General features: G+C 41.8%; 23 protein-coding genes and 1 other RNA gene. 13 read left to right on the plus strand and 11 right to left on the minus strand.

What is annotated here, in order from left to right:
* Window positions 1–54 precede the first annotated feature (54 nt).
* On the minus strand, window positions 55–684 hold the full coding sequence (locus E0H81_RS02645) for a UPF0149 family protein (RefSeq protein ID WP_131316315.1): 630 nt from the start codon (window positions 682–684) through the stop codon (window positions 55–57).
* A gap of 64 nt (window positions 685–748) precedes the next feature.
* Here E0H81_RS02645 and E0H81_RS02650 point away from each other — a divergent pair, with 64 nt between their 5' ends.
* The 3 genes from E0H81_RS02650 to ssrS all read left to right on the plus strand — a co-directional run bounded on the left by E0H81_RS02650 (window position 749) and on the right by ssrS (window position 1,871).
* Window positions 749–1,300, plus strand: coding sequence for a hypothetical protein (locus tag E0H81_RS02650; protein WP_131316317.1), 552 nt, complete (start codon window positions 749–751; stop codon window positions 1,298–1,300).
* A gap of 2 nt (window positions 1,301–1,302) precedes the next feature.
* Entirely contained in the window at window positions 1,303–1,587 is a 285-nt protein-coding gene (locus E0H81_RS02655) for a cell division protein ZapA (RefSeq protein WP_131266722.1), read from the plus strand.
* A gap of 100 nt (window positions 1,588–1,687) precedes the next feature.
* Window positions 1,688–1,871: non-coding RNA, 6S RNA (gene ssrS / locus E0H81_RS02660), on the plus strand.
* A gap of 356 nt (window positions 1,872–2,227) precedes the next feature.
* On the opposite strand, the gene E0H81_RS15885 is transcribed toward ssrS, so the two are convergent.
* From E0H81_RS15885 to E0H81_RS02670, 3 genes are all read right to left on the minus strand, one after another.
* Complete coding sequence (locus tag E0H81_RS15885) at window positions 2,228–2,368, minus strand: hypothetical protein (RefSeq protein WP_165492577.1); 141 nt, start codon at window positions 2,366–2,368, stop codon at window positions 2,228–2,230.
* A gap of 317 nt (window positions 2,369–2,685) precedes the next feature.
* On the minus strand, window positions 2,686–2,964 hold the full coding sequence (locus E0H81_RS02665) for a hypothetical protein (RefSeq protein WP_131316319.1): 279 nt from the start codon (window positions 2,962–2,964) through the stop codon (window positions 2,686–2,688).
* 134 nt (window positions 2,965–3,098) lie between these two features.
* On the minus strand, window positions 3,099–6,140 hold the full coding sequence (locus tag E0H81_RS02670) for a heavy metal translocating P-type ATPase (protein ID WP_244926487.1): 3,042 nt from the start codon (window positions 6,138–6,140) through the stop codon (window positions 3,099–3,101).
* 83 nt (window positions 6,141–6,223) lie between these two features.
* On the opposite strand from E0H81_RS02670, the gene E0H81_RS02675 reads away from it, so the two are divergent.
* From E0H81_RS02675 to lon, 3 genes are all read left to right on the plus strand, one after another.
* Entirely contained in the window at window positions 6,224–6,604 is a 381-nt protein-coding gene (locus E0H81_RS02675; protein WP_131316321.1) for a MerR family transcriptional regulator, read from the plus strand.
* 48 nt (window positions 6,605–6,652) lie between these two features.
* Window positions 6,653–7,240 carry a 5-formyltetrahydrofolate cyclo-ligase gene (locus E0H81_RS02680; RefSeq protein WP_131316323.1) on the plus strand — a complete coding sequence of 196 codons (588 nt, stop codon included), beginning with the start codon at window positions 6,653–6,655 and terminating at the stop codon, window positions 7,238–7,240.
* Between the two features lie 146 nt (window positions 7,241–7,386).
* Complete coding sequence (lon, locus tag E0H81_RS02685) at window positions 7,387–9,813, plus strand: endopeptidase La (RefSeq protein ID WP_131316327.1); 2,427 nt, start codon at window positions 7,387–7,389, stop codon at window positions 9,811–9,813.
* 236 nt (window positions 9,814–10,049) lie between these two features.
* On the opposite strand, the gene E0H81_RS02690 is transcribed toward lon, so the two are convergent.
* Window positions 10,050–11,006 (minus strand): M28 family peptidase, encoded by a 957-nt coding sequence (locus E0H81_RS02690; protein ID WP_131316328.1) that lies wholly within the window; start codon window positions 11,004–11,006, stop codon window positions 10,050–10,052.
* Between the two features lie 156 nt (window positions 11,007–11,162).
* Here E0H81_RS02690 and rlmH point away from each other — a divergent pair, with 156 nt between their 5' ends.
* The 3 genes from rlmH (at window position 11,163) to E0H81_RS02705 (ending at window position 13,544) form a co-directional block, all read left to right on the plus strand.
* On the plus strand, window positions 11,163–11,645 hold the full coding sequence (gene rlmH / locus E0H81_RS02695; RefSeq protein ID WP_131266736.1) for a 23S rRNA (pseudouridine(1915)-N(3))-methyltransferase RlmH: 483 nt from the start codon (window positions 11,163–11,165) through the stop codon (window positions 11,643–11,645).
* A gap of 215 nt (window positions 11,646–11,860) precedes the next feature.
* Window positions 11,861–12,637 carry a dioxygenase family protein gene (locus E0H81_RS02700; protein ID WP_131316330.1) on the plus strand — a complete coding sequence of 259 codons (777 nt, stop codon included), beginning with the start codon at window positions 11,861–11,863 and terminating at the stop codon, window positions 12,635–12,637.
* 139 nt (window positions 12,638–12,776) lie between these two features.
* Window positions 12,777–13,544, plus strand: a complete 768-nt coding sequence (locus tag E0H81_RS02705; protein ID WP_131316332.1) for an META and DUF4377 domain-containing protein — start codon at window positions 12,777–12,779, stop codon at window positions 13,542–13,544.
* Between the two features lie 72 nt (window positions 13,545–13,616).
* Here E0H81_RS02705 and gdhA read toward each other — a convergent pair whose 3' ends face one another.
* Window positions 13,617–14,963, minus strand: coding sequence for an NADP-specific glutamate dehydrogenase (gene gdhA / locus E0H81_RS02710; RefSeq protein WP_244926488.1), 1,347 nt, complete (start codon window positions 14,961–14,963; stop codon window positions 13,617–13,619).
* Window positions 14,964–15,309: 346 nt separating this feature from the next.
* Between gdhA and E0H81_RS02715 the strand changes: the two genes are divergently transcribed.
* Both E0H81_RS02715 and nth read left to right on the plus strand, forming a co-directional pair.
* Complete coding sequence (locus E0H81_RS02715) at window positions 15,310–16,104, plus strand: RnfABCDGE type electron transport complex subunit B (RefSeq protein WP_131316336.1); 795 nt, start codon at window positions 15,310–15,312, stop codon at window positions 16,102–16,104.
* Between the two features lie 3 nt (window positions 16,105–16,107).
* Complete coding sequence (gene nth, locus E0H81_RS02720) at window positions 16,108–16,803, plus strand: endonuclease III (protein WP_131316338.1); 696 nt, start codon at window positions 16,108–16,110, stop codon at window positions 16,801–16,803.
* Between the two features lie 2 nt (window positions 16,804–16,805).
* Here nth and E0H81_RS02725 read toward each other — a convergent pair whose 3' ends face one another.
* From E0H81_RS02725 to E0H81_RS02740, 4 genes are all read right to left on the minus strand, one after another.
* A complete protein-coding gene (locus E0H81_RS02725) occupies window positions 16,806–16,988 on the minus strand; it encodes a hypothetical protein (protein WP_131316340.1) in 183 nt (60 codons plus the stop codon).
* 96 nt (window positions 16,989–17,084) lie between these two features.
* Window positions 17,085–17,744 carry an adenylate kinase gene (gene adk, locus E0H81_RS02730; protein ID WP_131266748.1) on the minus strand — a complete coding sequence of 220 codons (660 nt, stop codon included), beginning with the start codon at window positions 17,742–17,744 and terminating at the stop codon, window positions 17,085–17,087.
* A gap of 83 nt (window positions 17,745–17,827) precedes the next feature.
* Window positions 17,828–19,144 (minus strand): DUF445 domain-containing protein, encoded by a 1,317-nt coding sequence (locus E0H81_RS02735; RefSeq protein ID WP_131266750.1) that lies wholly within the window; start codon window positions 19,142–19,144, stop codon window positions 17,828–17,830.
* Between the two features lie 63 nt (window positions 19,145–19,207).
* Complete coding sequence (locus tag E0H81_RS02740) at window positions 19,208–19,726, minus strand: hypothetical protein (protein ID WP_131267043.1); 519 nt, start codon at window positions 19,724–19,726, stop codon at window positions 19,208–19,210.
* Window positions 19,727–19,960: 234 nt separating this feature from the next.
* Here E0H81_RS02740 and mrdA point away from each other — a divergent pair, with 234 nt between their 5' ends.
* Both mrdA and rsmD read left to right on the plus strand, forming a co-directional pair.
* Window positions 19,961–21,994, plus strand: a complete 2,034-nt coding sequence (gene mrdA, locus E0H81_RS02745) for a penicillin-binding protein 2 (RefSeq protein ID WP_131316342.1) — start codon at window positions 19,961–19,963, stop codon at window positions 21,992–21,994.
* Between the two features lie 3 nt (window positions 21,995–21,997).
* Window positions 21,998–22,555 carry a 16S rRNA (guanine(966)-N(2))-methyltransferase RsmD gene (gene rsmD / locus E0H81_RS02750; RefSeq protein ID WP_131316344.1) on the plus strand — a complete coding sequence of 186 codons (558 nt, stop codon included), beginning with the start codon at window positions 21,998–22,000 and terminating at the stop codon, window positions 22,553–22,555.
* Window positions 22,556–22,642: 87 nt separating this feature from the next.
* Here the strand turns inward: rsmD and E0H81_RS02755 are convergent, their stop codons facing one another.
* Window positions 22,643–22,846 carry a hypothetical protein gene (locus E0H81_RS02755; RefSeq protein ID WP_131316346.1) on the minus strand — a complete coding sequence of 68 codons (204 nt, stop codon included), beginning with the start codon at window positions 22,844–22,846 and terminating at the stop codon, window positions 22,643–22,645.
* Between the last annotated feature and the right edge of the window lie 155 nt (window positions 22,847–23,001).

Here is a 23,001-nt window from a genome sequence, read left to right on the forward strand (position 1 = left end):
GAGTGGAGGTTATAACTTTTTAAATAGCCTGTTGTTGAACCAGAATCGCCCGAATTAGCTCGGACGATGTGGTGTAAACATTTCTACAATACTGCTTGCCTCTGTTGAAGCTGCACTTTTCAATTGTGGCTGAAGCTTTTTCAGCAACGGCGTTTCTGCAATTTCTACTTTCTTGCGTCCCAATGACAGGCTAACAGGAATCAAGCGCACAAATTCATAAAGTTCCTGATAGCTTGCTTCGCCCTCTTCATCATCGTCAGATTCTTCAAACTCGACTGCTGCAACATCTTGAAGATGTTCAATCCATTCGACTTCATCTGGACGGATATGACCTGAAGCCAAACCGAAACCAAGTACAACCCCGGCACACCAATCTGCCAACGCTTGTACACGATCCGCAAGAACGTGTTCGTCATCCGGAAGCAGTGGTAAATAGTCCAGTTCATCGTCTGATAAAGCATGAGAAATATCTTCCGCTTCATCTGCGAGCAAATTCAGCACTTGTTCATCCAATGCTGGAATTTCAAGGGTTGCTAAAATTTGTTGCCATTCATCGCTGGTTGGTGCCTGAGTAACACAAACAATACCCGTAAGTAATCCATGTAACTCACTTGGGCTTGAAATCTCTTCAATTTTTGAAAAATTGTGGTGCCATTCCGACCAACCTGAAATATCGTCTTGCATTCGTTTATCCAATCTCTATACTTCGTATATATTACCTTTGTTTGCAATACTGTGCGACTACCATATGTTAGAAGAATTACAGCGTCTACAGGCGCATATTGGCGTTTTAAAAACGCGACTTACGCATTATGAAAGTGAAAATAGTGCACTCACCGCGGCAAAAGAAAATTCTGCCGAGCATCATCATGCCCAAATTGTGCAAAAGAACGGCATCATTACCAAGAAACAAGAAGAAATAGACGATCTTAGCGAGCAATTAAGCGATGCGCGGTCCCAATTCAAGCAATTGAATACCGATGCAACCTCTTTAGCGGATCGTTATAGTCGCCTGGAAAAAAGTTGTACCGATCTTAAAAATCGTTTTCAGGAAATTCTGGCTGAACGTAATGAATTACGTATCATTAAAGAAAAAATGCAAAATGAACAGCGTCTTGCTCAACAGGAAATTCAAGGTTTGCAGCAAGAACGAGAAAGATTGTTACAAAAAAATGAACATGCCAAGGCCAAGGTGGAAGCGATTATTCAACGCTTGTCTATTTTAGGCACTGCTCAAGATCAGGACGCGCAAGAAATTCAACAACTTGCTCACCCAACAGAAGCCAATGAGGACATTTAATCATGAGTGAACAAATTGCGGTTGAGTTGCGTGTATTGGGACATAATTTTCGTTTAGCCACCACTGAAACCGAAAAAGTGGATTTAGAACGTGCGGCTGAATTGTTAAATGAAAAATATGATGATTTCCGCCGTAAAGCCCCACGTCTAGAGCCGACTAAACTGATCATTATGGTGGCTTTGGAGCTGATGCAAGAGGTGCTCGCGATGAACAAATCATTGCAAGAGTATGCCCACTGCGAACGCTTACTGGCGACTATTTTAGAAGATGTGAATGATTTGGCTTAATTTTGGTTAAAATTGGGCAAAGTATCGACAGTTGAAAGGTTAGTTTACAGTTCCTGCACACGGATGATTTGCCAATACGTGATTATTGGTTATACTTACTTCATCTCTGAGATGTTCGCCAGCGAGTCAGATTCCCCTGAGCCGATATCTACACCCCCGGATGCGTTCTGTATATTTAGAGTGTATGCCTACCTTCGGGTAGGAAACCCAGCAAGTATGCGCCGCGTCCACCTTGAACTTTAGGGTTCAAGGGTAATGACATGCAGCGGCATCTTCGGAGTGTTTATTTAATTTTCAAGTAACAATATATAGAAAATAATAACGTATAGAATTTAGATAAATTATAAAAAACTTGTTCCTTATTTTCTAAAAATATACCCTTAGTAATTCGTAAAAAATGGCTACATGCTGTAGTACATTGCTATAAAGCCTAATTCACGCCCTATAAAGAAATCTAAACAAGACTTTTATTCGCTCAATTCAATTACCTTAGTTTTGTTAGAGACTAGAATTTTGTTAGAAACTAGAATTTAAGACCAGAATCTATGCTCTAAGCTCATCATCTGTTTTTAAAGATCAAAATATATAGGCAAAAATATAGGCCCTAATCTGAATTAGAGCCTAGCGTATCTATAAAAATTTATTTTTGCTCTTTGATCGGATTTTCAGGTTCTTCATTTGGTTTTTTCGGGGGAACAGAATGCTGGCTGGGATCTTTTTTACCTTTATCCCGATTAGATTCTTTTTGTGGATTTGATTCATTCTTCTGCTGGTTAGTCATATGCACTCCATTTATCAATAATTATGAAAAATTACTTTTTTAGTCATCCTTTCAGTCATCCAGTGCAGCTCGGTATTCACGATACACCCGACACCTGACTCTTTCCTTAATGACTATTGGTACTCGACTGCTGTATTAGCTAAAATTTTATATTATAAAAAAACTGCCATTGTGATAATGACAGTTTGGTAAAATTTTGCTCAGAGTGTATTTCCTGATCATGAGCAGCAAGTATTACTGCATAAAAGCATGCACCGCTTGAGCCGGTTTTCACTATATCTGGAACTCAATGCTCTCTAGCTAAATATAGGCATTTTTTAAGCCATAATATTTAATCTTGCAGTGACCCAATTTAGAAATAATGTTTTATTGTTAAAATCTGGAGCTGCCACAGCATCCATGGATATCCAGGATTTATTAAAATTAAATATAAATTTTAATGGCGCAGGAGATTCAAAATCGCCAATCTTATGATCATTCAGTTCGAAGAAAAAATCTTTTAACTTATCAAACTGGTTATTCATTTTATAATCAGGCGTTACTTTTAAAAAATTATAAATTTGTTCTATCGCTACCAGTGAATTTGTATTGGGCATTTTAACCTTTGAGTATTTTTTGAGTCTGCAGTATGGCACACATCCAATCCAAAGCCTGTAATTTCAATAAAATAGGTGAAAGTACCCAAGATTTTTATCTTGGGTACTTTATATCAATGCTTCACTTTTCAGTACTATTCAGACTTTTGCAAACGTAGTGCATTAATCACCACAGATAAAGAACTGAGTGACATCGCCACAGCGGCAAGCATTGGGGTTAATAACAAACCCGTCAATGGATAGAAAATACCGGCAGCAACAGGCACGCCCAAGCCGTTATAAACAAAAGAAAAGGCCAGATTTTGCTTCATATTTTTCACGCCAAGTTTCGCCATATGAAGGGCATCTGCCACACCGCGAATATCCCCTTTGACTAAGGTCACTTGAGCAGTTTGTTTGGCAATATCGGTACCATTACCCATCGCAATTCCGACATTCGCTTGCGCAAGTGCGGGTGCATCATTGATGCCATCCCCTGCCATTGCCACCACTTTCCCCTGAGCTTGATATTTTTTCACAATGTCTAACTTTTCAGTCGGAGTACAGTTGCCATAAACATGCTGAATACCCAATTCTGCCGCGACCAGTTTGGCATTCTGTTCATGGTCACCTGTTGCCATTACCACATCAATACCATCGGCAATCAGCTGATCAATCACTTGGTGTGCATTGTGTTTAACCGCGTCATGAATCGAGATATAGGCCAAAACTTCTTGCTCATTGGCCAAGAAACTGATCACATTTCCCTTCGATCTTTGCTGATCAAGTCGGGTTTGAATCGTTTCATTGAGCTTTAAACCCAGTTGGTCAATCAGTTTTTGGCTGCCCACGTAAAGGATTTGATTTTCAATATGCCCTTTGACACCAAAACCAGTGACATCTTCAAAATCATCCACCTTAATCAGTCGATAATTCGGAACCAGTTTAGTCAAAGTTTGTGCAATTGGATGAGTTGAATATTGCTCAATTGATGCAATCCATTGTTCAACTTGCGCTTGCTGTACTGTATCTGAAAGCAGTTTAATCTCGTTCAGACTCGGTTTACCTTCGGTCAAGGTTCCAGTTTTATCAATAATTAGCGTGGTGACTTTGCTTAAGGCTTCAATCGCTTCAGCATCTTTAAACAATACGCCTTTTTGTGCTGCGCGACCTGTGGTTGCCATCACCGACATCGGCGTTGCCAGACCTAAAGCACATGGACAGGCAATAATGAGTACAGCCACTGCGCACATGAGTGCCAAATCAAACTGTGCTTGGCCAAAGACCATCCAGGCGATAAAGGTCAATATACTGATGGCTAAAACCACAATAACAAAATACTTGGCAAATACATCGGCGAGACGTTGCAATGGCGCTTTGGAACGCTGTGCCTCTGCCACAGTTTGAATCATTTTCGCTAAGGTAGTATTGGCACCCACTGCCGTGGTTTGAATGCGAATACTGCCCTGCTGATTCACCGTACCGCCAATCACCCGGTCATTTATTTCTTTTTTAACCGGTACAGGCTCACCAGTCATCATCGCTTCATCCACATAGGTTTTGCCTTGCACCACAATACCATCCAGTGGAATTTGATCACCTGAAGAAATTTGTAGAATATCCCCTTGTTTCACCATACCAATATCAACTTCAACCACCTGATCATGCTGCACCAGTCTTGCGGTATGCGGTTGCAGTTTCAGCAATGATTTTAATGCATCGGCTGTCTTGGCACGGGCTTTTAACTCCATAATTTGCCCAAGCAAACTTAGTGACACAATCATGCAGGCCGCCTCATAATACACGGCAACTCCATGACCCGTTTTGGCTTGCATAGGAATCAGGGATGGGAAAACGGTCGCAATCACACTGTAAATAAAGGCTGCGAGTACCCCGACACCAATCAAACTCCACATATTCAAATTGCGGGTTTTATAGGATATCCAGCAACGCTCGATAAATGGCTTACCCGCCCAGAGTACGACAGGAATGGATAAAACCAGTTCAATCCACGGCTGAATATGTTGCGGAATAAAGGCATGAATATGCGAACCCATCGCCAATACAAAGACAATTAAAGTCAGCGGCAAAGTCATCCAGAAACGGTGACTAAAATCGACCAGTTCAGGATTAGGCGCATCATTTAAAGTCGGTTGCATCGGCTCTAAAGCCATCCCGCAGATGGGACAGGTTCCCGGTCCTTTTTGCACAATTTCAGGATCCATAGGACAGGTATAATCCATATCCGCGGCACCTTCGGGTACAGGTCGCTGATCCGCAGGAAGCAGATAAAATTCAGGGTCAGCCTTAAACTTGTCTAGGCAGGAGGGATTGCAAAAATAGTAAGTTTCACCCTGATAATCTGTTTTTAAATCGGTTGACGTATCTACCGACATGCCACACACCGGGTCAATCTCTGAACCAGGTGATGAGGGATGCGCTCCACCACAACAGCTGGATTTCTTTTCTTCCTCTGCTGCTTTTGCTTGTGAACCACAACAGCTCGTGGTTTTCTGATTGCTTTGCAGATATTGTTCAGGTTGCTGATTAAATTTATTCAGACAGCTCTCCGAACAGAAGTAATAGTCCTGTTCTTCATATTGGCGATGAAATTTCGAATCTGTTTTAACCTGCATACCGCAGACCAGATCTGTAACTGTTAAAACATCTTTAGTTGTTTGCTCTGCTCCGCCACAACAACTGTTTTTTTCTTCTACTTTGGATTTCGATGCACAGCCACAGCCCGAAGTTTTAGATTTATTTTTTTCTAAATACTGTTCAGGATTGGCCTGAAATTTATTTAAACAGCCCTGACAGCAGAAATAATAAGTCTGCCCTGAATATTCAGTATGCGGCTTGGATAAATCCGTCACGCTCATGCCACAGACGGGATCGATATATTGCGGCTGTTGTGTTTTTTGACTGCCACAGCATGAGCTTGTTTTTTCAGCCACTTTGGCTTTACTCGCACAGCCACAGCCGGAAACAGGCTTATTGTCTGGTGCAAGATATTTTTCAGGATCGCTGACAAAATTCTGTTTGCAGCCATCGCAACAAAATAAATAGTTTTTTCCCTGATAGGCAAAAGAATGCGCTGAATCTTCAGATACATTCATCCCGCAAACAGGATCAACTTTCACTAATTCAAAGGCTGAATCCTGTTTTTTACAGCAAGGAGATTTTTGTTGCTCATTCATCAGACTCACCTATTTTGTTCTTTAATTGTGCTAGCATAAAGTCTGTACCTAGGTACAGAGTCAAGTCATATTGAGGAGCTTTTATGCTTACCATAGGAAAACTTGCCAAACAATGTGAGGTCAATGTCGAAACCATTCGCTATTATCAACGCATTGGTTTAATGCGGGTGCCGGAAACCACGCAGAGTTATCGTTATTACAATGACAAAGACATGGAAACTTTGAGCTTTATTCAAAAAGGTAAAGATGCAGGACTGCAGCTCAGTGAAATACAGGAATTGCTGCAACTTCAACTCGATGATCGGGAACAGGTTCGGCAGGTCATTGAGCAACGATTAGAAAAAATCGATCAAAGAATTCAGGAATTGCAGGCTTTAAAAACCCGTTTAAGCAGTTGGGTCGATGAATGTAAAACCACCCATGAAAGCGCTTGCCCGATTTTGAAAGAACTTAAAAACAGGTAAACTGCATTTTCGATGAATATTTTTGTATTTTTTGGGGACACATAAGCGATGTCAGTGGATTTAAAAATTTTACGCAAACAACTTCGACATCAACGTAGAGCCGTTTCCCCTTTTGCCCAAAAGCAGGCTCAACAACAGGTGTTAAACCAGCTATTACGCCTTAAAGCATTTCAACATTCAAAAAAAATTGGCGTTTACCTGCATGCCTTTGGTGAAATTCAGACCAGACACATCATTGAATACTGCTTTAAGCAGCATAAAGAAGTGTATCTGCCGATGATTTGCAATATGAACCAGCAATTGCACTGGGTCAAAATCACCCAACAACAATACCGAAACAATCGGTTTTCACATCATCCCTTGGGCATGAAAGAACCGATGGCAAATCGTGGCTTACATGTATCTACACTCGACTTTTTAATCATGCCTTTACTCGCATGTGACATCTATGGCACACGCATCGGCATGGGTGGCGGTTTTTATGATAAAACCTTGGCCAGTACCTGCAAAAAACCTTTCCGTTTAGGAATTGCCCATGACTTCCAGCTGATTCAGCAACGCTTACATCGTGAAACTTGGGATCAGCCGCTGGATGGCTTAATTACACCTTCAAAATATTTACATTTCAAACGTTAAACTGGTATTTTTGACACTCATGAACACTTTAAAATCACACATTTACTCATTTTTTATACATTTTCATTGACCCTGCCCTTGTAATTTTTGAAATACACTTCACTATAAAAATATGGCAACACCGTTGTTACTCATTAGGAGTGCTCATGTCTGAAATTATTATGAATCAAGAAACCTTAGCTACACAGGTTCCAAGCGTATTACCGCTTTTAGCGCTACGAGATGTGGTGGTTTATCCTCACATGCAAATTGCGTTATTTGTAGGTCGTGAAAAATCGATCAAAGCAGTTGACGTGGCTCGTAACAGTGACAATCTCGTATTTGTAGTTGCACAACAAGATTCTCTTACAGAAGAAATTGATCACGACAACTTATATCAATACGGTACTGTCGCGAAGATCGTACAAGTTGTGAATCATGAAAATGATGAAAACTGTATAAAAGTTTTAATTGAGGGTTTGCAGCGTTCTAAACTGGTAAAAATCATCGACAATGATGAATATTTATCAGCAGAACATGCAGTTAGCCCAATGACAGTCAATGTCGAAGCTGACTCTCAAGAAACACGTGTACAGGAACTGCGCGCTTTATTTGCACAATATGCAGAAGCAAAATTACGTAATGCACGTGAATTGATTACTGCTGCAAATAAAATCGATGATTTACTGCAACTGTTGTTCTTTGTGGCCACCCGTGTCCCGCTGAACATTGATGTAAAACAAAAGTTCTTGGAACATGATGACTTTGAAGCACATTTGACTGAACTCATGACTTATTTGTTACAACAATCTGAAGAACAACAGATTGAACAAACCTTGCATGATTCGGTAAAACGCCAAATGGAGAAAAACCAGCGCGAATATTTCCTGAATGAAAAAATGAAGGTGATTCAGCGCGAACTTTCTGACATGAACGGCGGTGCTGAAGATGACGTTGCTGAAATTGAACGTCGTCTTGAAGAAGCTGATTTACCTGAACACGTACGCAAAAAAGCGGAATCTGAATTCCGTAAGCTCAAAGCAATGCAACCTGCTTCAAGTGAAGCTGCTGTGGTGCGCAATTATATTGAGGCGATTTTAGATACGCCTTGGAATAAAGCCAGCAAAGTCAGCATTAACCTGAACAAGGCACAAGAGATTCTGGACGCTGACCACTATGGTCTAGATGAAGTTAAACAACGTATTGTTGAATACCTGGCTGTTCAATCACGCGTGAAAAAACTCAAAGGTCCAATTCTTTGCCTGGTTGGTCCTCCAGGGGTAGGTAAAACTTCACTGGGTGAATCGATTGCCAAAGCAACAGGCCGTGAGTTTGTACGTATGGCTTTAGGTGGTGTGCGTGATGAAGCGGAAATCCGTGGTCACCGTCGTACCTATATCGGTGCGATGCCGGGTAAAGTGGTGCAGTCTTTAACAAAAGTAGGCGTGAAGAACCCGCTGTTCTTGCTCGACGAAATTGACAAGATGGCACAAGACTACCGTGGTGACCCTGCTTCTGCCCTGCTTGAAGTACTTGATCCATCACAAAACAGCAAGTTTAACGATCACTATTTAGATCTTGATCTTGACCTGTCTGAAGTGATGTTCATCTGTACTGCAAACAGCATGAATATTCCTGAAGCCTTGCTTGACCGTATGGAAGTAATTCGTCTGCCGGGTTATACCGAAGAGGAAAAAGTCAATATTGCTGAACGTTACCTGGTTCCGAAAGCCATTAAGGACAACGGTTTGCGTGGCAAAGAACTGACTATTCATGAAGAAGCGATTCGTGACATCGTGCGTCGCTATACTCGCGAAGCCGGTGTGCGTAGCCTTGAACGTGAAGTATCTAAAATTGCGCGTAAAGTCGTGAAAGAAGCGGTAAGCAAAAAAGCCAAAAACTTGCATATCGATGTGACTGCTGAAAACTTGCCGGATTACCTGGGCGTGCATAAGTTCGACTTTGGTATGGCCGAAGAGGAAGCGCAAGTGGGCCGTGTAAATGGCTTGGCTTGGACTTCAGTCGGTGGCGAATTGCTTTCCATTGAAGTTGCAGCTGTAAAAGGTAAAGGTAAATTCATTACCACCGGTTCACTCGGTGATGTCATGAAAGAATCCATTACCGCGGCAATGACTGTGGTTCGTACCCGTGCAGATGCCTTAGGTATTGAAGCTTCAAGATTTGAAGAAACCGATATCCATGTGCATTTACCTGAAGGTGCAACGCCGAAAGATGGTCCATCTGCAGGTTTGGCATTAACCACTGCCCTGGTTTCTGCCTTCACAGGTATTCCAGTTCGTGCGGATATTGCCATGACGGGTGAAACCAACCTGAGTGGTCGTGCAATGCGTATTGGTGGCTTAAAAGAGAAACTTTTAGCTGCACATCGCGGTGGCATTAAACTGGTCTTCATCCCTCAAGAAAACGCACGTGACTTGGTGGAAATTCCGGATAACGTGAAAGCAGGTCTGGAAATTAAAGCAGTGAAAAGTATCGATGATATCTTGCTATCTGCTTTAATTGAAACACCGAAACCTTTGCCCAAAAATCCGATTGTAAAACCGGTTGAAGAAAGCAAAGCTGCACGTCATTAATCGCATTTGGATACAAAAAAGAGAGCTTCGGCTCTCTTTTTTTATAGTGAAAAGTTTTACTATATTAATAAACCATAGGCTTGAAAAATGTACCGCTGACCCTCAATTATTAATATAGAGACCCAGATTGGCTGTAAGTTTCTAATCAACAAGTTATGTGAATGGTCATCTACATCTCCAGGTGGATGACCTTTTGATCGCAGTTCCAGTTGTCACTTAAGGGACTGCGTTTTTTATTATTCAGATTGAGCCATTAGACTATAAACCAGCCCGTCTACAACATGGGCCATTTTTCCAATATTCAGTGTTTTCAAAGTATCTCCCTTACTATGATGATGCCGATTTCGAAAAGAAGTGGTATCGGTAATCATCATTGCTGGAATTCCAAACTTCCAGTAATTCATATGATCAGAAAAGTCCATTGCGGATACAAAAGATGGAGCAACCACTCTTTGGCACTCCAAACGGTTGAGTAGCTGCATGGATTGGCAGTACTTCGCCCCCAACTCATAAGATTGCAGATTACTCATTGCCGCAATAAAATTGCCATGGCTTGGATAGATCCACTTCAAACCCACCGGATACTGCTGCACAAGATTTTCATCGTAGTAGCCAATCATCTCCAGGATATAAACCCCCTGAATTTGATCCTTTTGCGCCTGTACCGATTTGGCATGAATATAACTTCCCATCTGCTCGGTTTTGAAAAATGGCGGTTCTTGCAAGGTATAAAATACAAATTCCACATTATATGCGAGTTGCGATTTCTGCTGCGCTAAAATGCGTGCTGTCTCAATCACGCCTGCAATACCCGAAGCATTATCATCAGCGCCCTGCTGTTCACCCAATACGTCATAATGCGCGCCGACAATCACTTTGTCAGAATGGCCGGTTGTTAAAGTGCACACCACATTACGATAACCCAAACCATTCACCGAATAGTTTTGATAGTGGCATGGAATAGCAAACAGGCGCATCTGTTCCTTAATCCATGCAGAAACACGTTGTAATTCTGCTATATTTTTATAATTGCGATGTCCTTGCTGGCCTATAATTTGCTCCATATAGATTTTTAAATTGTCGCTACTGGCTGGCGTCACGTTAGGCAATGCCCATGTCGAAGTGGTTAAAAAAACAGTGCCAATAAAAGTGCTCAACCCTAAGCCTAAATTTAGACCATTCTTTAATCTCATTTAATTGTCTATTCCTGTTTTATTATTCATGTTTAATCCCTTACTGAAGATTAATGCAGCATCTCGCACGACTTTTCAATTTCAATTTGTTGCGCAAAATAAGTAAAACCGGTTTTAATGTTTATAATAAAGATGACTTTCAAATCATCGAATCTTATGAAAATCCGTATTATTACCATCGGTCAAAAAATGCCAGCCTGGGTACTCACTGGTTTTGAAGATTACTTCAAACGTATTCAGCCTTTTGTGCAGACTCAGATTATTGAATTACCCATGGCAAAACGCGGGAAGAATGATTCGGAAGCGGATATTTTAAAATATCGCCAAATTGAAGGCGACAGCATTTTAAATGCAATGAAGCACAATGAAACCCTGATTGCACTTGAAGTGGGTGGCAAAGAGTTCAGCACTGAAAAACTGGCTGAAACCATGAAAGGATGGATGCTTGAAGGCAATGATGTGGTTTTAGCAATTGGCGGTCCAGACGGTCACTCGGAAGCGGTGCGTAAAGCCGCTGCATGGCACTGGTCATTGTCCAAGCTGACCTTGCCTCACCCGATGGTTAGAGTGATGCTGATCGAGCAGCTATACCGCGCAATGAGCATTAACAATAATCATCCTTACCATCGTGCAGGGTAAATCACTAGCTTGAATGATTCATTTTAGTTTTTTACAAAACTGAAATAGCGTTATGGTCAGCGCTTGGTCTTGCTAAGGAGGTGATTGAGTACGTTTTCTCATCGTTGCATTTATGCAACAATATGTTGAAATAAATTCTATTTATTCTATATCTCCTTTTTGGCATCATAACCATCACTACCCCAGTCGATATTATTTGAATTAGGCGCATTGTCATGAATTTACAAACTTTACCCGGTTTATTTATTTCACATGGATCGCCCATGCTTGCGCTTAATCCAGAGCAGGTCGGGCCGGCGTTAGAGCGTTTAAGTGTAAACTTGCCTAAACCTGAAGCAATTATTGTGATGTCGGCACACTGGGAAAGTAATGCCCTAGAAGTCAGTAGCAGTATACGTCCTGAAACTTGGCATGACTTTCGTGGCTTTCCCGCTGAACTTTATGAAATGCGCTACCCTGCGCCCGGGCAGCCCGAACTGGCTGAAGAAATCCTGCATCTTTTAGCCAATGCAGGCTTGACTGCACATGCCAATAGCACTCGACCGCGTGATCATGGGGTATGGATGCCATTGCTGCATATGTATCCTGAGGCAGATATCCCGGTGGTTGAGATCTCGTTGCCAATCAACATGTCTGCTGAAGATATTTATAAAATTGGTCAAACCCTGGCGCCACTACGTGAAAAACAGGTCTTGATCATTGGTTCGGGTAGCATTACCCATAACTTGGCAGAGCTTGCTTGGCGTGGTGAACCTGCTGATGTACCCGAATGGGCATCAAGCTTCCGTAATTATGTGGTTAGCAAACTGAGCCACAGCGATTATCAAGCAGTACTGGATTGGCGAAATATTCCCTATGTACAACGCAATCATCCAAGCCTAGAACACTTTGCACCACTGTTCTTTGCCATGGGTACAGGTCATCGATTTAGTATCGTGCATAGCAGTTTCAGTATGGGTTCGCTCGGTATGGATATCTATCGTTTCGACTAACTCATAACTTTTTATCAATAGTGAACAAAAAAATAGTTATGGATACATTTTGATACTTAATTCATCAGAATGTATCCATATTTTTTGAAAGCCTATACGTTATTCTACTAAAAATTCTTCAAAACCAAGTACTTTTCAAATGAAACTTAAATTTTTAGCGATTGCCCTTTTCCCTCTCACGCTTGCAGCTTGCCAATCTGGTGATATTCAAAAAGTTGGAGATGTTGCCGTGTCCGTATTACAACAACAAAATGCAGATAAGACCCTAGCTTCGTATCAATGGAGCACCCGCACCGGTACTGCACCTAAACCCTTGGTACTCAATTTTGATGACAAAGGACGTCTGGGTATTGCCACCAGCTGCAATGGTATGGGAGCCAGCTGGAAAGTTGAAAATAATCAGATCGTGACAGATAATTTAATGGCGACCCAAATGGCATGTGAAACCAAAGCCATGGAACAGGAAAATGTCGCTAAAGATTTATTTGATCATCGCAAGGCACCGTTCGTTTTAGATCTGAACGATCCGCAAAATCCAACGCTCACGGTCATTTCCGCTACTGGTCAAAAATACGTTTTCACTGGAAAAATGACCCCTGAAACAAAATATAATGCTCAAGCTGATGTCATTTTCCTGGAAATTTCACCTGAAACTAAACCATGTACCGGTGTAGCAGCGCAAACCTGTTTACAAGTCCGTGAACTCAAATATAACGACAGTGGGGTAAAAACCCAAGTGGATAAAGACTGGACTTTATTTTACGACCAGATTGAAGGTTTTGAGCATAATCCTACTGAGCGCCAGGTGATTCGGGTCAAGCGTTATGAAATTAAAAATCCGGCAGCCGATCATTCTAAATATGCCTATGTGCATGACATGACTGTAGAACGTGCCACAGTAAAATAATTCTGCTTATTTCAAATATAAAAAAACCGAGGCGATCGCCTCGGTTTTTTTAAAGCTTAAACCAAGTCGGACTTAGAATACGCCTTGAGCCAACATCGCATCGGCAACTTTTACGAAGCCAGCAATGTTTGCACCATCAACATAGTTTACAGAACCATTTTCTTTAGTACCGTATTTAACACAGTTGCGGTGAATTTCTTTCATGATTGCATGTAGACGTTCGTCAACTTCTTCAAAAGTCCAGCCTAAACGAATCGCATTTTGAGACATTTCAAGACCAGAAGTTGCAACACCACCGGCATTCGATGCTTTACCTGGAGCATAAAGAATATTCGCTTCAACGAATTTCTCAACAGCACCTAAAGTAGATGGCATGTTTGCGCCTTCAGCAACAGAGATCACGCCGTTTGCAATCAATTGAGCCGCATCATCAGCATCCAACTCGTTTTGAGTTGCACATGGAAGCGCGATATCACATTTGATTGACCAAGGACGCTTGCCTTCAAGGTATTCAAAACCGTGTTTAGAGGCAAATTCTGAAATACGACCACGTTTAATGTTTTTAAGTTCCATCACTTCAGCAAGAAGTTCTTCAGTGAAACCGTCTTTAACGTGAACAGTACCGGCAGAGTCAGAAAGTGAAACTACTTTCGCACCCAGGTACATTGCTTTTTCAGCAGCATACTGTGCAACATTACCAGAACCAGAAATGGTCACTACTTTGCCTTTGAAGCTTTCGCCACGAATTTTCAGCATTTCTTCAGCGAAATAAACTGTACCGTAACCTGTTGCTTCTGGACGAGCCAATGAACCACCGAAAGTCAGACCTTTACCTGTAAATACACAAGCAGTGTCATTACTTAATTTTTTCATCATGCCGGCCATGTAGCCAACTTCACGGCCACCCACACCGATATCACCAGCAGGGATATCTGTATTTGAGCCTAGGTGACGATAAAGCTCGATCATGAGTGCCTGGCAGAAACGCATGATTTCGCCTTCAGACTTACCTTTAGGGTCGAAGTCTGAACCACCTTTACCACCACCCATAGGGAGTGTAGTTAAGGCATTTTTAAAAGTCTGTTCAAAACCTAAGAATTTAAGAATTGAAAGGTTCACCGATGGGTGGAAACGCATGCCGCCCTTGAATGGACCGATTGCTGAATTGTACTGTACACGGAATGCACGGTTGACATGTGTTTGGCCTTTGTCATCAACCCAAGAAACACGGAATTGAATCGCACGTTCTGGTTCAACTAAGCGTTCAAGTAGACCATGATCAGCATATTCCGGGTGCTTCTCAATGAACGGCCAAAGGCTAGTCATTACTTCTTCTACAGCTTGTAGAAATTCAGGTTGATGTGCATCACGTGATTTAACGTAATCTAGAAAATCGTTAAGGCTGTTATATTTCAACACTTAATCCTCAGCAGAAAGATGGATCAAAATTGGTCAAATTTTCAAAAAATGATAATTTTTGGCGCAAAATATTAAATAGCTTTTGTAACAATAGCACAATACCTTTTGTTAAAAAAACTAAAATAATATTCAATAACATATATTTATTTTAATTATAACTATTTTTTATCTTATCAACGAAATGCTGTAACCTTACTGATTTAGCTATCTTTTCGCCCGATAATAATGCGCTTATAGTGCCATTTTCGTGCATAAGATTAAAGCGAGAAATCATGCTAAAATTGTTTCCATCGTTTTAATTCTCTTTTCTGTATGCTGCTATTTCTTCAGCAGGCATGGTCTACTCATGAATTCGCAACTTGCTCTCATCCAAAATATTGATGCTCTTCTTCCTCAAACCCAATGTGGCTTATGTGGTCATCGGGATGGATGTCTGCCTTATGCAAAAGCAGTCAGTGAGGGTGAAGAAGCCAATAAATGTGTCCCTGGCGGTCAGCCCGTTGCCGATGCCTTAGCCAGTTTATTGGGTCGTGCCAAGCTAAAAGCCGAAGAAAGTGTTTGGCCAATTCAGAGTGATGGACGTCCACAACGCATGAAAGCCATTATTCGTGAAGATGAATGTATCGGTTGTACCAAATGTATTAGTGCCTGCCCTGTGGATGCCATTATTGGCTCGGGTAAACTGATGCACAGCATTTTGACCGACCTGTGTACAGGCTGTGAATTGTGCATTCCCCCTTGCCCGGTCGACTGTATTGATTTGATTGCAGACCATCATGCAGTGCCCGATGAAACCATGCGGATTGCGGAACAAAACGACTTGCGAAATCGTTACTATTCACATATTCAGCGTGAAGAAAAACGAGGTTTAAACCGTAAAGGTCCAGTGGTGCGTGCCAATATCGATACTGCATTATTTGCTCAGTTTTCAGCACAAAATGACAGTGTTCCAGACATCGTGATTACCCAGACTGAAGCCAAACCAACTGTTCATTTAGATGCCAAATCCACCATCGAACTTGCAAAAATTCGTACACAAATCAAAAAACTGGAAAAACAGCTTGGTGTGCGGGAAGATGCAAAAAAACGTCTGCAATTAGATGAACTCAACCAGCAGCTTAATATTTTGCAAGGAGCATAAAGAATGCCTGTAAAGAATATGACTAAAAAACAAATTCAGGTATTTTTTGAGCGATTACGTGAGCAAAGACCCCACCCGAAAACCGAACTGAATTACACCAGTCCTTTTGAACTTTTAGTGGCTGTGACACTTTCTGCGCAAGCAACCGATGTCAGCGTGAATAAAGCCACCGACAAATTGTTTCCTGTTGCCAATACACCTGAAGCCATTTATGCACTCGGTGTTGATGGCTTGAAGCAATATATTAAAACCATTGGCCTATATAACGCTAAAGCTAAAAATGTCATCAAGGCCTGCAAAATACTGATAGAGAAGCATAACAGCGTCGTACCGGATAACCGTGCCGATCTGGAAGCATTGCCCGGTGTTGGACGTAAAACCGCAAACGTAGTACTGAATACAGCCTTTGGTCAGCCGACTATGGCCGTAGATACCCATATTTTTCGCGTAAGTAACCGGACGGGTCTGGCCATTGGCAAAAATGTGCTAGAAGTTGAACATCGACTGGTCAAGGTAATTCCTAAAAAATTTATGATTGACTCGCATCACTGGCTGATTTTACATGGCCGTTATACCTGTATTGCCCGCAAGCCGAAATGTTATGAATGTGTGGTCGCAGATGTATGCCAATGGCCAGACCGTTTTGAATTTGGCGCAGCGAAAAGTATTCCGGTAAAAATGATTGAAGATAAAATCTAAATTCAGTGTTTGTCTTTATTTTTCTGCTGTAATTTAGGATGGAGCTGACGCTCGGGCTGGCTATTTTTCTTTTCTGCAGCTTCTTGCTTTTCCACGCGGCGCAAGTATTTAAAACTTTGAACCATTAAAGCCAATACCACAATACCAAAAAAAATCATCAATGCCACTAAGCCAATTTTTAGCAAGGGTCGGTCCTCAAAAGAGCGTACAAATTAAAAGAGCCCTAATATGACTTAGGACTCTTTTAATGTCAAAACATTCGCCGTACTAAGGCATGCGAATTATTTTGATTGATCTAAAATCGCGAACAAATCGGTTTGAACTTCTTCAATCGGACGCAGTCCATTCAATTTGTCATAAGTCGGTGCATTTTCGCCAGAAGCTGCACGACCTTGATAGAAACCGACCAATTGTTCAGTTTCAGTATGATATGAAGCTAAACGTTTACGAATCGTTGCTTCTTGGTCATCTGGACGCTGAACCAAATCTTCGCCAGTTTCATCATCTTTACCTTCCACTTTAGGCGGATTGTAAATAAGATGATAAATACGACCAGAAGCTGCGTGCTGACGACGGCCTGAAAGGCGCTGTACGATTTCTTCATCAGGAACATCTATTTCGATCACGTGGTCGATATTAATCCCTTCACCTTCCAAAGCTTCTGCTTGAGGAATCGTGCGTGGGAAACCATCAAAAATGCAGCCGTTTACACAATCAGGCTGAGCAATACGTTCTTTAACCAGACCGATGATGAGTTCGTCAGATACGAGACCACCGCTTTCCATCACGCTTTTAGCTTTAAGACCTAATTCAGTACCTTCACGAATTGCAGCACGGAGCATATCACCGGTTGAAATTTGTGGGACATTGTAGCGCTTACAGATCAACTGAGCCTGTGTACCTTTACCTGCTCCAGGTGGTCCGAGTAATATAATGCGCATAAAAAAACATCCTCATTTAACAATGTATATGACACTTCGTTCAGGTCGAATCTAATTGATTTAACCCTCAGTCCAGCATCTAATTATAAGAAAGCCACAAACAAATGGATTGTACCCGCTATAAATCCAGTTACGCCACCCAGCAGAATCAAAATCCATTCATCTTCCTGAAAAGCAGGACGGAGTAAATTCTGAAACTCTCTTGGGGTCAGCTCTAGAATACGGTCTCTAAACATTTGATAGATTTTCTGTGCACGGCTCGCATTAAAAGCAGGGTCGCATACAGGCACCATCGTAATTTCAATTGAGCGATCGATCAAGTCTGTCTTGAGTTTTGCGTACTCTTTTGGACCTAATGAGAGCTGTAAAGATGTTCTAACCAGCGGTGTTTCCATAATTTCATTAATATGGCGTTTAACGATACGGCGAGTTTTGTTTTTCTTCCCGCCATACATCATCTCGGTCATAATCGATTTTAACGTAATTAGGTCTTCTGTGACTACTCGTGCAAATACATCTGACACTTCTTCCTGGCGTTTCATAAATGCGCCCTGAATATTGTAGGTGCCAATACGTGGAATCACGGGTTTCACCCAAGGAAACTTACGGTTTTTGGTTAATTCAAAAAATTGTGGATAGCGGACATAATGCGGTTCAAGCGGATTAAATACCATCCAGATCGCAATCCAGTTGGTCAGAAAACCCCAAACCGCTGCCCAGAACGGTACAGTCCAATGCCAAGGTACAACAAACCAGACAATCATCTGGAATATACCAAAGAACATCCCGATTAACGCGCTAATATGCCAAATAAAGTTGATTTCTTTCTGTCCAACCTTAAGAAACATATTCACCATTAAACGGCGATCACCTTCCATTTGGCGAACCACCATTTCACGCATATCCACAAGTGACTCGACGTTCATGGTCAGTTCGGTCACAAGTTCCCTTAAGATACCTGGTAACTGTTTATGTGCCTGAGCATAAATACGGCGCTTAATCGAATAAGGTAGGTTTTCCCAAAATACCGCATTACGTTCGAGCATCATCTCATCAATAATGTGTTCAAGTTCAAAGCCAACCTGCTCACCAATGATGCGCGCCATATCTTCCGGATCCATCGCATCCAGAAATTCCCGCAATGAACCCAGTTTTGACAAGGTGTTGTCAGTAATAATCCCTGAAATACGGCCGGCTTTACGTGGCACAATGCCCTGCCAGCCGACGGGTAATGGACCTAAATGGAATCCCCAAAATGTAATGGGATAAAAGACCATTTTAAGCGCCATCCACACATGCGCCCAAGTGACAAAAGCAGTTACAGGAATAATGCTAAGTACTGCCCAAAAGTCTGGGCGTTTCAAGAAGGCTTGCCACAATTCGTTGACGTACTCAAGCATGCATAATATCCATTTTAATTTTTAATCACAAAATACTAAATCGTATAAAACTGAACATTTTCACTATAAACCGATGCTTAGAGTATAGGAGAATTGTATTCTCGGCTCTGTTTCAGCCACTACATTGCCATTTCTATCTTCTAGCTCTTCACCGGCACCAATACCGACACTAAAACTACTAATCCGTTCCTTGCTTAACAGAACATAGGCGAGATCTACCCCGGCACCCAGTCTGGCTTCATATTCATTATCGACAGGTTTACTTTCAATATGTCCTGCATAAACCCCGATATAATAACCATTTTTATCCTTACCTGTCAGATGATATGGATATCGAAAGCCCACTTGCGCCCCCGGATTTTTGTCATCATTCAGGAACACCCCGGCTTTTGCATAGGCTATTCCATAGGGATTCACCCATTCTGCATTTACATGGATTAATTTTTGGGTAAAACCGGCGCCTACATTCCATGTTTTAGCACTGTCTAATGTCAATTTTGCTTCTGGTAAATATGGATTGTCTTGTGCATGAGCTACATTTGCGAGCGCAAAAAATGCCAGCAAAGAATATGCTTTTGTGATTATTTTCATGGTTATCCCTAATTTTATTTTTAATACAGTCCTTTTTTTCAATTTTGACTTTAGCAGAATTATCAGAACTCTTATATACTGCACTTTACAATTTTAATGTCTGTAAAGTCAAAGTTTAAGCTAAACCAGTCCAAGGCTTCTCCTGAACAAATATCAAAAAATCATGACATGCGTTAGAATACCCCGCTAGTTTTTCCCACTCCCCCAGATGTAAGTCGATCGCATATGAAGCAGCACTTTCCTTTAAAAAATGTCCAACAAGAAAAGCGCATTTATCGCAATCGGGTGTTTATCGCGGTCGGGATTGTTGCCTTCTTTCTTCTATTGCTCGTTTCGCGTTATGCGTATTTACAAATTGCCCATTACGACGAATTTTCCACTGCCTCAGATCAGAACCGGATTCGACTGCAACCTTTAGCGCCTGCACGTGGTTATATCTATGACCGTAATGGCATTTTACTTGCAGACAATTATCCGGTGTTTTCAGCGACCATTTCACGGGCTGATGTTCAGGATATTGATGATACCGTTAAGCGTTTAATCCCTATTTTGGCCTTAACTGAAGAAGATATAGACCGTTTTAGCAGTCGAATCAAAACGTCCAAAAAGACCGAACGTGTTGCACTTAAATTAAATTTAACTGAAACCGATATCGCCAAATTTAGTGAAGTAAAATTTCAGTTCCCCGGGGTCAATATAGAAACCCAAATGACCCGCTATTATCCGCATGGTGAATTGTTTGCGCATGTGATTGGTTATGTGGGCCGGATTAATGACAAAGAATTAAAATCGATTGATAAAGATTTATATGCAGGCACCAACCTGATTGGGAAAATTGGGGTTGAAAAATCCTATGAAGACCTTTTACACGGTGTGCCGGGCAATGAATCAGTTGAAGCCGATGCACACGGTAATGTACTGCGTAATTTAGGCCGTAAAGATCCTGTTCGCGGCAATGACTTATATCTGTCGATTGATTATGGCTTACAGGTGATCGCAACTGAACAACTGGCCGGACGTCGTGGCGCGATTGTGGTATTGAGCCCTAAAACCGGGGAAATTTTAGCGCTGGTTTCAAGTCCAAGTTTTAACCCAAATCTGTTCGTTACCGGAATTAGCAATACCGACTATAGCGCCCTGCGCGATAATCTTGACCAACCGCTTTACAACCGCGCCGTACAAGGGGCTTATCCTCCTGGTTCAACCATTAAGCCGATGTTCGGTTTAGGCGGCATTCATTATGGTTATGTCGACTGGGCAACAGCCATATCTGACCCTGGCTATTTTACCTTGCCGGGTGACAGTCACCGTTTCCGTGACCATAAAAAAACAGGTCATGGTTCTGTAAACATGCATAAAGCCCAAGTGGTGTCTTGCGATACTTACTTTTATGTTCTGTCTTATCGTATGGGCATTGAAAAAATGAATGCCTGGATGCGTCAGTTTGGTTTTGGTGAAAAAACAGGTGTAGATTTACCCAGTGAAAGTACCGGTTTATACCCAAGCCCGGACTGGAAAATGCGTACCCGTAAAAGCAAATGGCTGAAGGGTGAAACCATTTCCGTCAGTATTGGGCAAGGTGCATTTACTGCCACACCATTGCAACTCGCCATGGCCACTGCCATTACCGCCAATCAGGGTTCCCACATCACTCCTCACGTACTGCGTGAAAGTCATGGTGCAAAACCGCATGTAACCCACAATGCTCCAGATGGAGTCATTCAGTTTAATGGTAAACCTGAAGACTGGATTAAAATGCGCGATGCCATGGTTGATGTGGTTGAAAGTGGTACCGGTCGCGGTATTCGCACCCCAATGTATCAAATTGCAGGAAAAACCGGGACAGCACAGGTTAAAAGTATTGCACAGGGTAAAAGATATAACGAATCACTATTGACCGAGCGTCAACTTGACCATGGTTTATTTGTTGGTTTTGCTCCTGCTGAAAACCCTGAAATCGCCATTGCGATTGTTTGGGAAAATGGTAAACACGGTGGTTCAGCAGCGCAATTGGCGCGTCCCATGTTTGATTATTGGCTGCTCAAACGTAAAAAAGATCCAATTCGTCCAGCCGGCCATCAAATTAGTGGCGGCCTAATGACTGCAGGCATTAAACCGGGTGAATTACCCAGCGGTACAACACCCGTGGCAGCCGATGCTCATGCTGCACAATCAGCACAGCCTGCAAGCCAAGCAATACCTAATACATCACCAAGTACATCACTATCAACCAACTCACAACCCGTAGAGAGTGAATGATCAATGAAAAATCAACTCCGCATTATTGGTGGTGAATGGAAACGTCGCCAACTTGCTTTTGCCAGTGCTGATGGTTTACGTCCTACGCCAGATCGAGTCCGTGAAACCTTGTTTAACTGGTTGATGTGGGACATTCAAAACTCGAATGTTTTAGATCTTTGTACTGGCTCGGGTGCCTTAAGTTTTGAAGCTTTGTCACGTGGCGCGACACAAGTGGTGATGATTGAACCGAATCGGACTCAAGCGGCATTTTTAACAGATAATTTGCAATTGCTTAAAGTCACCAGCCAACACGCAAAATTAAAAGTCGCCACGGCTCAACAGGTCTTGCCAACGCTTAAAGAACAATTTGATCTGGTGTTTTTAGATCCACCTTATAGTTTGGACTTATGGGAAGAACTGGCGCAACTTGCCGATCCTTTACTTAAGGACAAGGCTTTTATCTATGTTGAAGCCGATCGTGATTTAAACCAGCTGAAACTTCCATCTTCATGGCAACAGATTAAACAGACCAAGGCAGGAACCGTTCGCGCCGGGCTGTATCAAAAAAATACGGCTTAATTATTAGAAGCAATAAAAAAGGATTCCCAAATGGAATCCTTTTTAGTCAAATGTAGTCTGTCAATTTAAGGTCAGCTTATCGACCTGTTAACGATGATCGTGTCGATCACGGTCATTTCTGTTATGGTTCCAGTTTGGACGGTCTTTATTTTTCCAATCCCGGTCACCATGTTGTCGGTCATAATGTCCGTCGCGGTCTCGATGACCACGATAATCGTCATCATAAGGATCAACCACACAGCCAGTTAACGACACTGCCAATACAGAAAGTAATATCATTTTTTTCATCATATTGATCACCTCTCACTGCATGCATTTATTATCAAACGATTTAATGAAGAGTAAACGGATTCATTGTTGCACTCTTGTAGGGATTTATTCATTTTTTATTCATAGTTAAAATATCCAATCTGCATCTTTTTAAATCCTTTTATTAAAAGTTCTAC

This window comes from Acinetobacter terrestris (genome assembly GCF_004331155.1).
Lineage (GTDB): Bacteria > Pseudomonadota > Gammaproteobacteria > Pseudomonadales > Moraxellaceae > Acinetobacter > Acinetobacter terrestris.

What these genes read in the sequence shown, in the direction of transcription:
- rsmD (WP_131316344.1), top strand. Translation starts at nt 21,998, where the DNA reads ATGAAAAATCAACTCCGCATTATTGGTGGTGAATGGAAACGTCGCCAA.
- E0H81_RS02680 (WP_131316323.1), top strand. Translation starts at nt 6,653, where the DNA reads ATGTCAGTGGATTTAAAAATTTTACGCAAACAACTTCGACATCAACGT.
- E0H81_RS02735 (WP_131266750.1), bottom strand. Translation starts at nt 19,144, where the DNA reads ATGCTTGAGTACGTCAACGAATTGTGGCAAGCCTTCTTGAAACGCCCA.
- E0H81_RS02675 (WP_131316321.1), top strand. Translation starts at nt 6,224, where the DNA reads ATGCTTACCATAGGAAAACTTGCCAAACAATGTGAGGTCAATGTCGAA.
- E0H81_RS02665 (WP_131316319.1), bottom strand. Translation starts at nt 2,964, where the DNA reads ATGCCCAATACAAATTCACTGGTAGCGATAGAACAAATTTATAATTTT.
- E0H81_RS15885 (WP_165492577.1), bottom strand. Translation starts at nt 2,368, where the DNA reads ATGACTAACCAGCAGAAGAATGAATCAAATCCACAAAAAGAATCTAAT.
- E0H81_RS02700 (WP_131316330.1), top strand. Translation starts at nt 11,861, where the DNA reads ATGAATTTACAAACTTTACCCGGTTTATTTATTTCACATGGATCGCCC.
- rlmH (WP_131266736.1), top strand. Translation starts at nt 11,163, where the DNA reads ATGAAAATCCGTATTATTACCATCGGTCAAAAAATGCCAGCCTGGGTA.
- E0H81_RS02705 (WP_131316332.1), top strand. Translation starts at nt 12,777, where the DNA reads ATGAAACTTAAATTTTTAGCGATTGCCCTTTTCCCTCTCACGCTTGCA.
- E0H81_RS02690 (WP_131316328.1), bottom strand. Translation starts at nt 11,006, where the DNA reads ATGAGATTAAAGAATGGTCTAAATTTAGGCTTAGGGTTGAGCACTTTT.
- adk (WP_131266748.1), bottom strand. Translation starts at nt 17,744, where the DNA reads ATGCGCATTATATTACTCGGACCACCTGGAGCAGGTAAAGGTACACAG.
- lon (WP_131316327.1), top strand. Translation starts at nt 7,387, where the DNA reads ATGTCTGAAATTATTATGAATCAAGAAACCTTAGCTACACAGGTTCCA.
- E0H81_RS02670 (WP_244926487.1), bottom strand. Translation starts at nt 6,140, where the DNA reads ATGAATGAGCAACAAAAATCTCCTTGCTGTAAAAAACAGGATTCAGCC.
- mrdA (WP_131316342.1), top strand. Translation starts at nt 19,961, where the DNA reads ATGAAGCAGCACTTTCCTTTAAAAAATGTCCAACAAGAAAAGCGCATT.
- E0H81_RS02715 (WP_131316336.1), top strand. Translation starts at nt 15,310, where the DNA reads ATGAATTCGCAACTTGCTCTCATCCAAAATATTGATGCTCTTCTTCCT.
- E0H81_RS02650 (WP_131316317.1), top strand. Translation starts at nt 749, where the DNA reads ATGTTAGAAGAATTACAGCGTCTACAGGCGCATATTGGCGTTTTAAAA.
- nth (WP_131316338.1), top strand. Translation starts at nt 16,108, where the DNA reads ATGCCTGTAAAGAATATGACTAAAAAACAAATTCAGGTATTTTTTGAG.
- E0H81_RS02755 (WP_131316346.1), bottom strand. Translation starts at nt 22,846, where the DNA reads ATGATGAAAAAAATGATATTACTTTCTGTATTGGCAGTGTCGTTAACT.
- E0H81_RS02655 (WP_131266722.1), top strand. Translation starts at nt 1,303, where the DNA reads ATGAGTGAACAAATTGCGGTTGAGTTGCGTGTATTGGGACATAATTTT.
- E0H81_RS02645 (WP_131316315.1), bottom strand. Translation starts at nt 684, where the DNA reads ATGCAAGACGATATTTCAGGTTGGTCGGAATGGCACCACAATTTTTCA.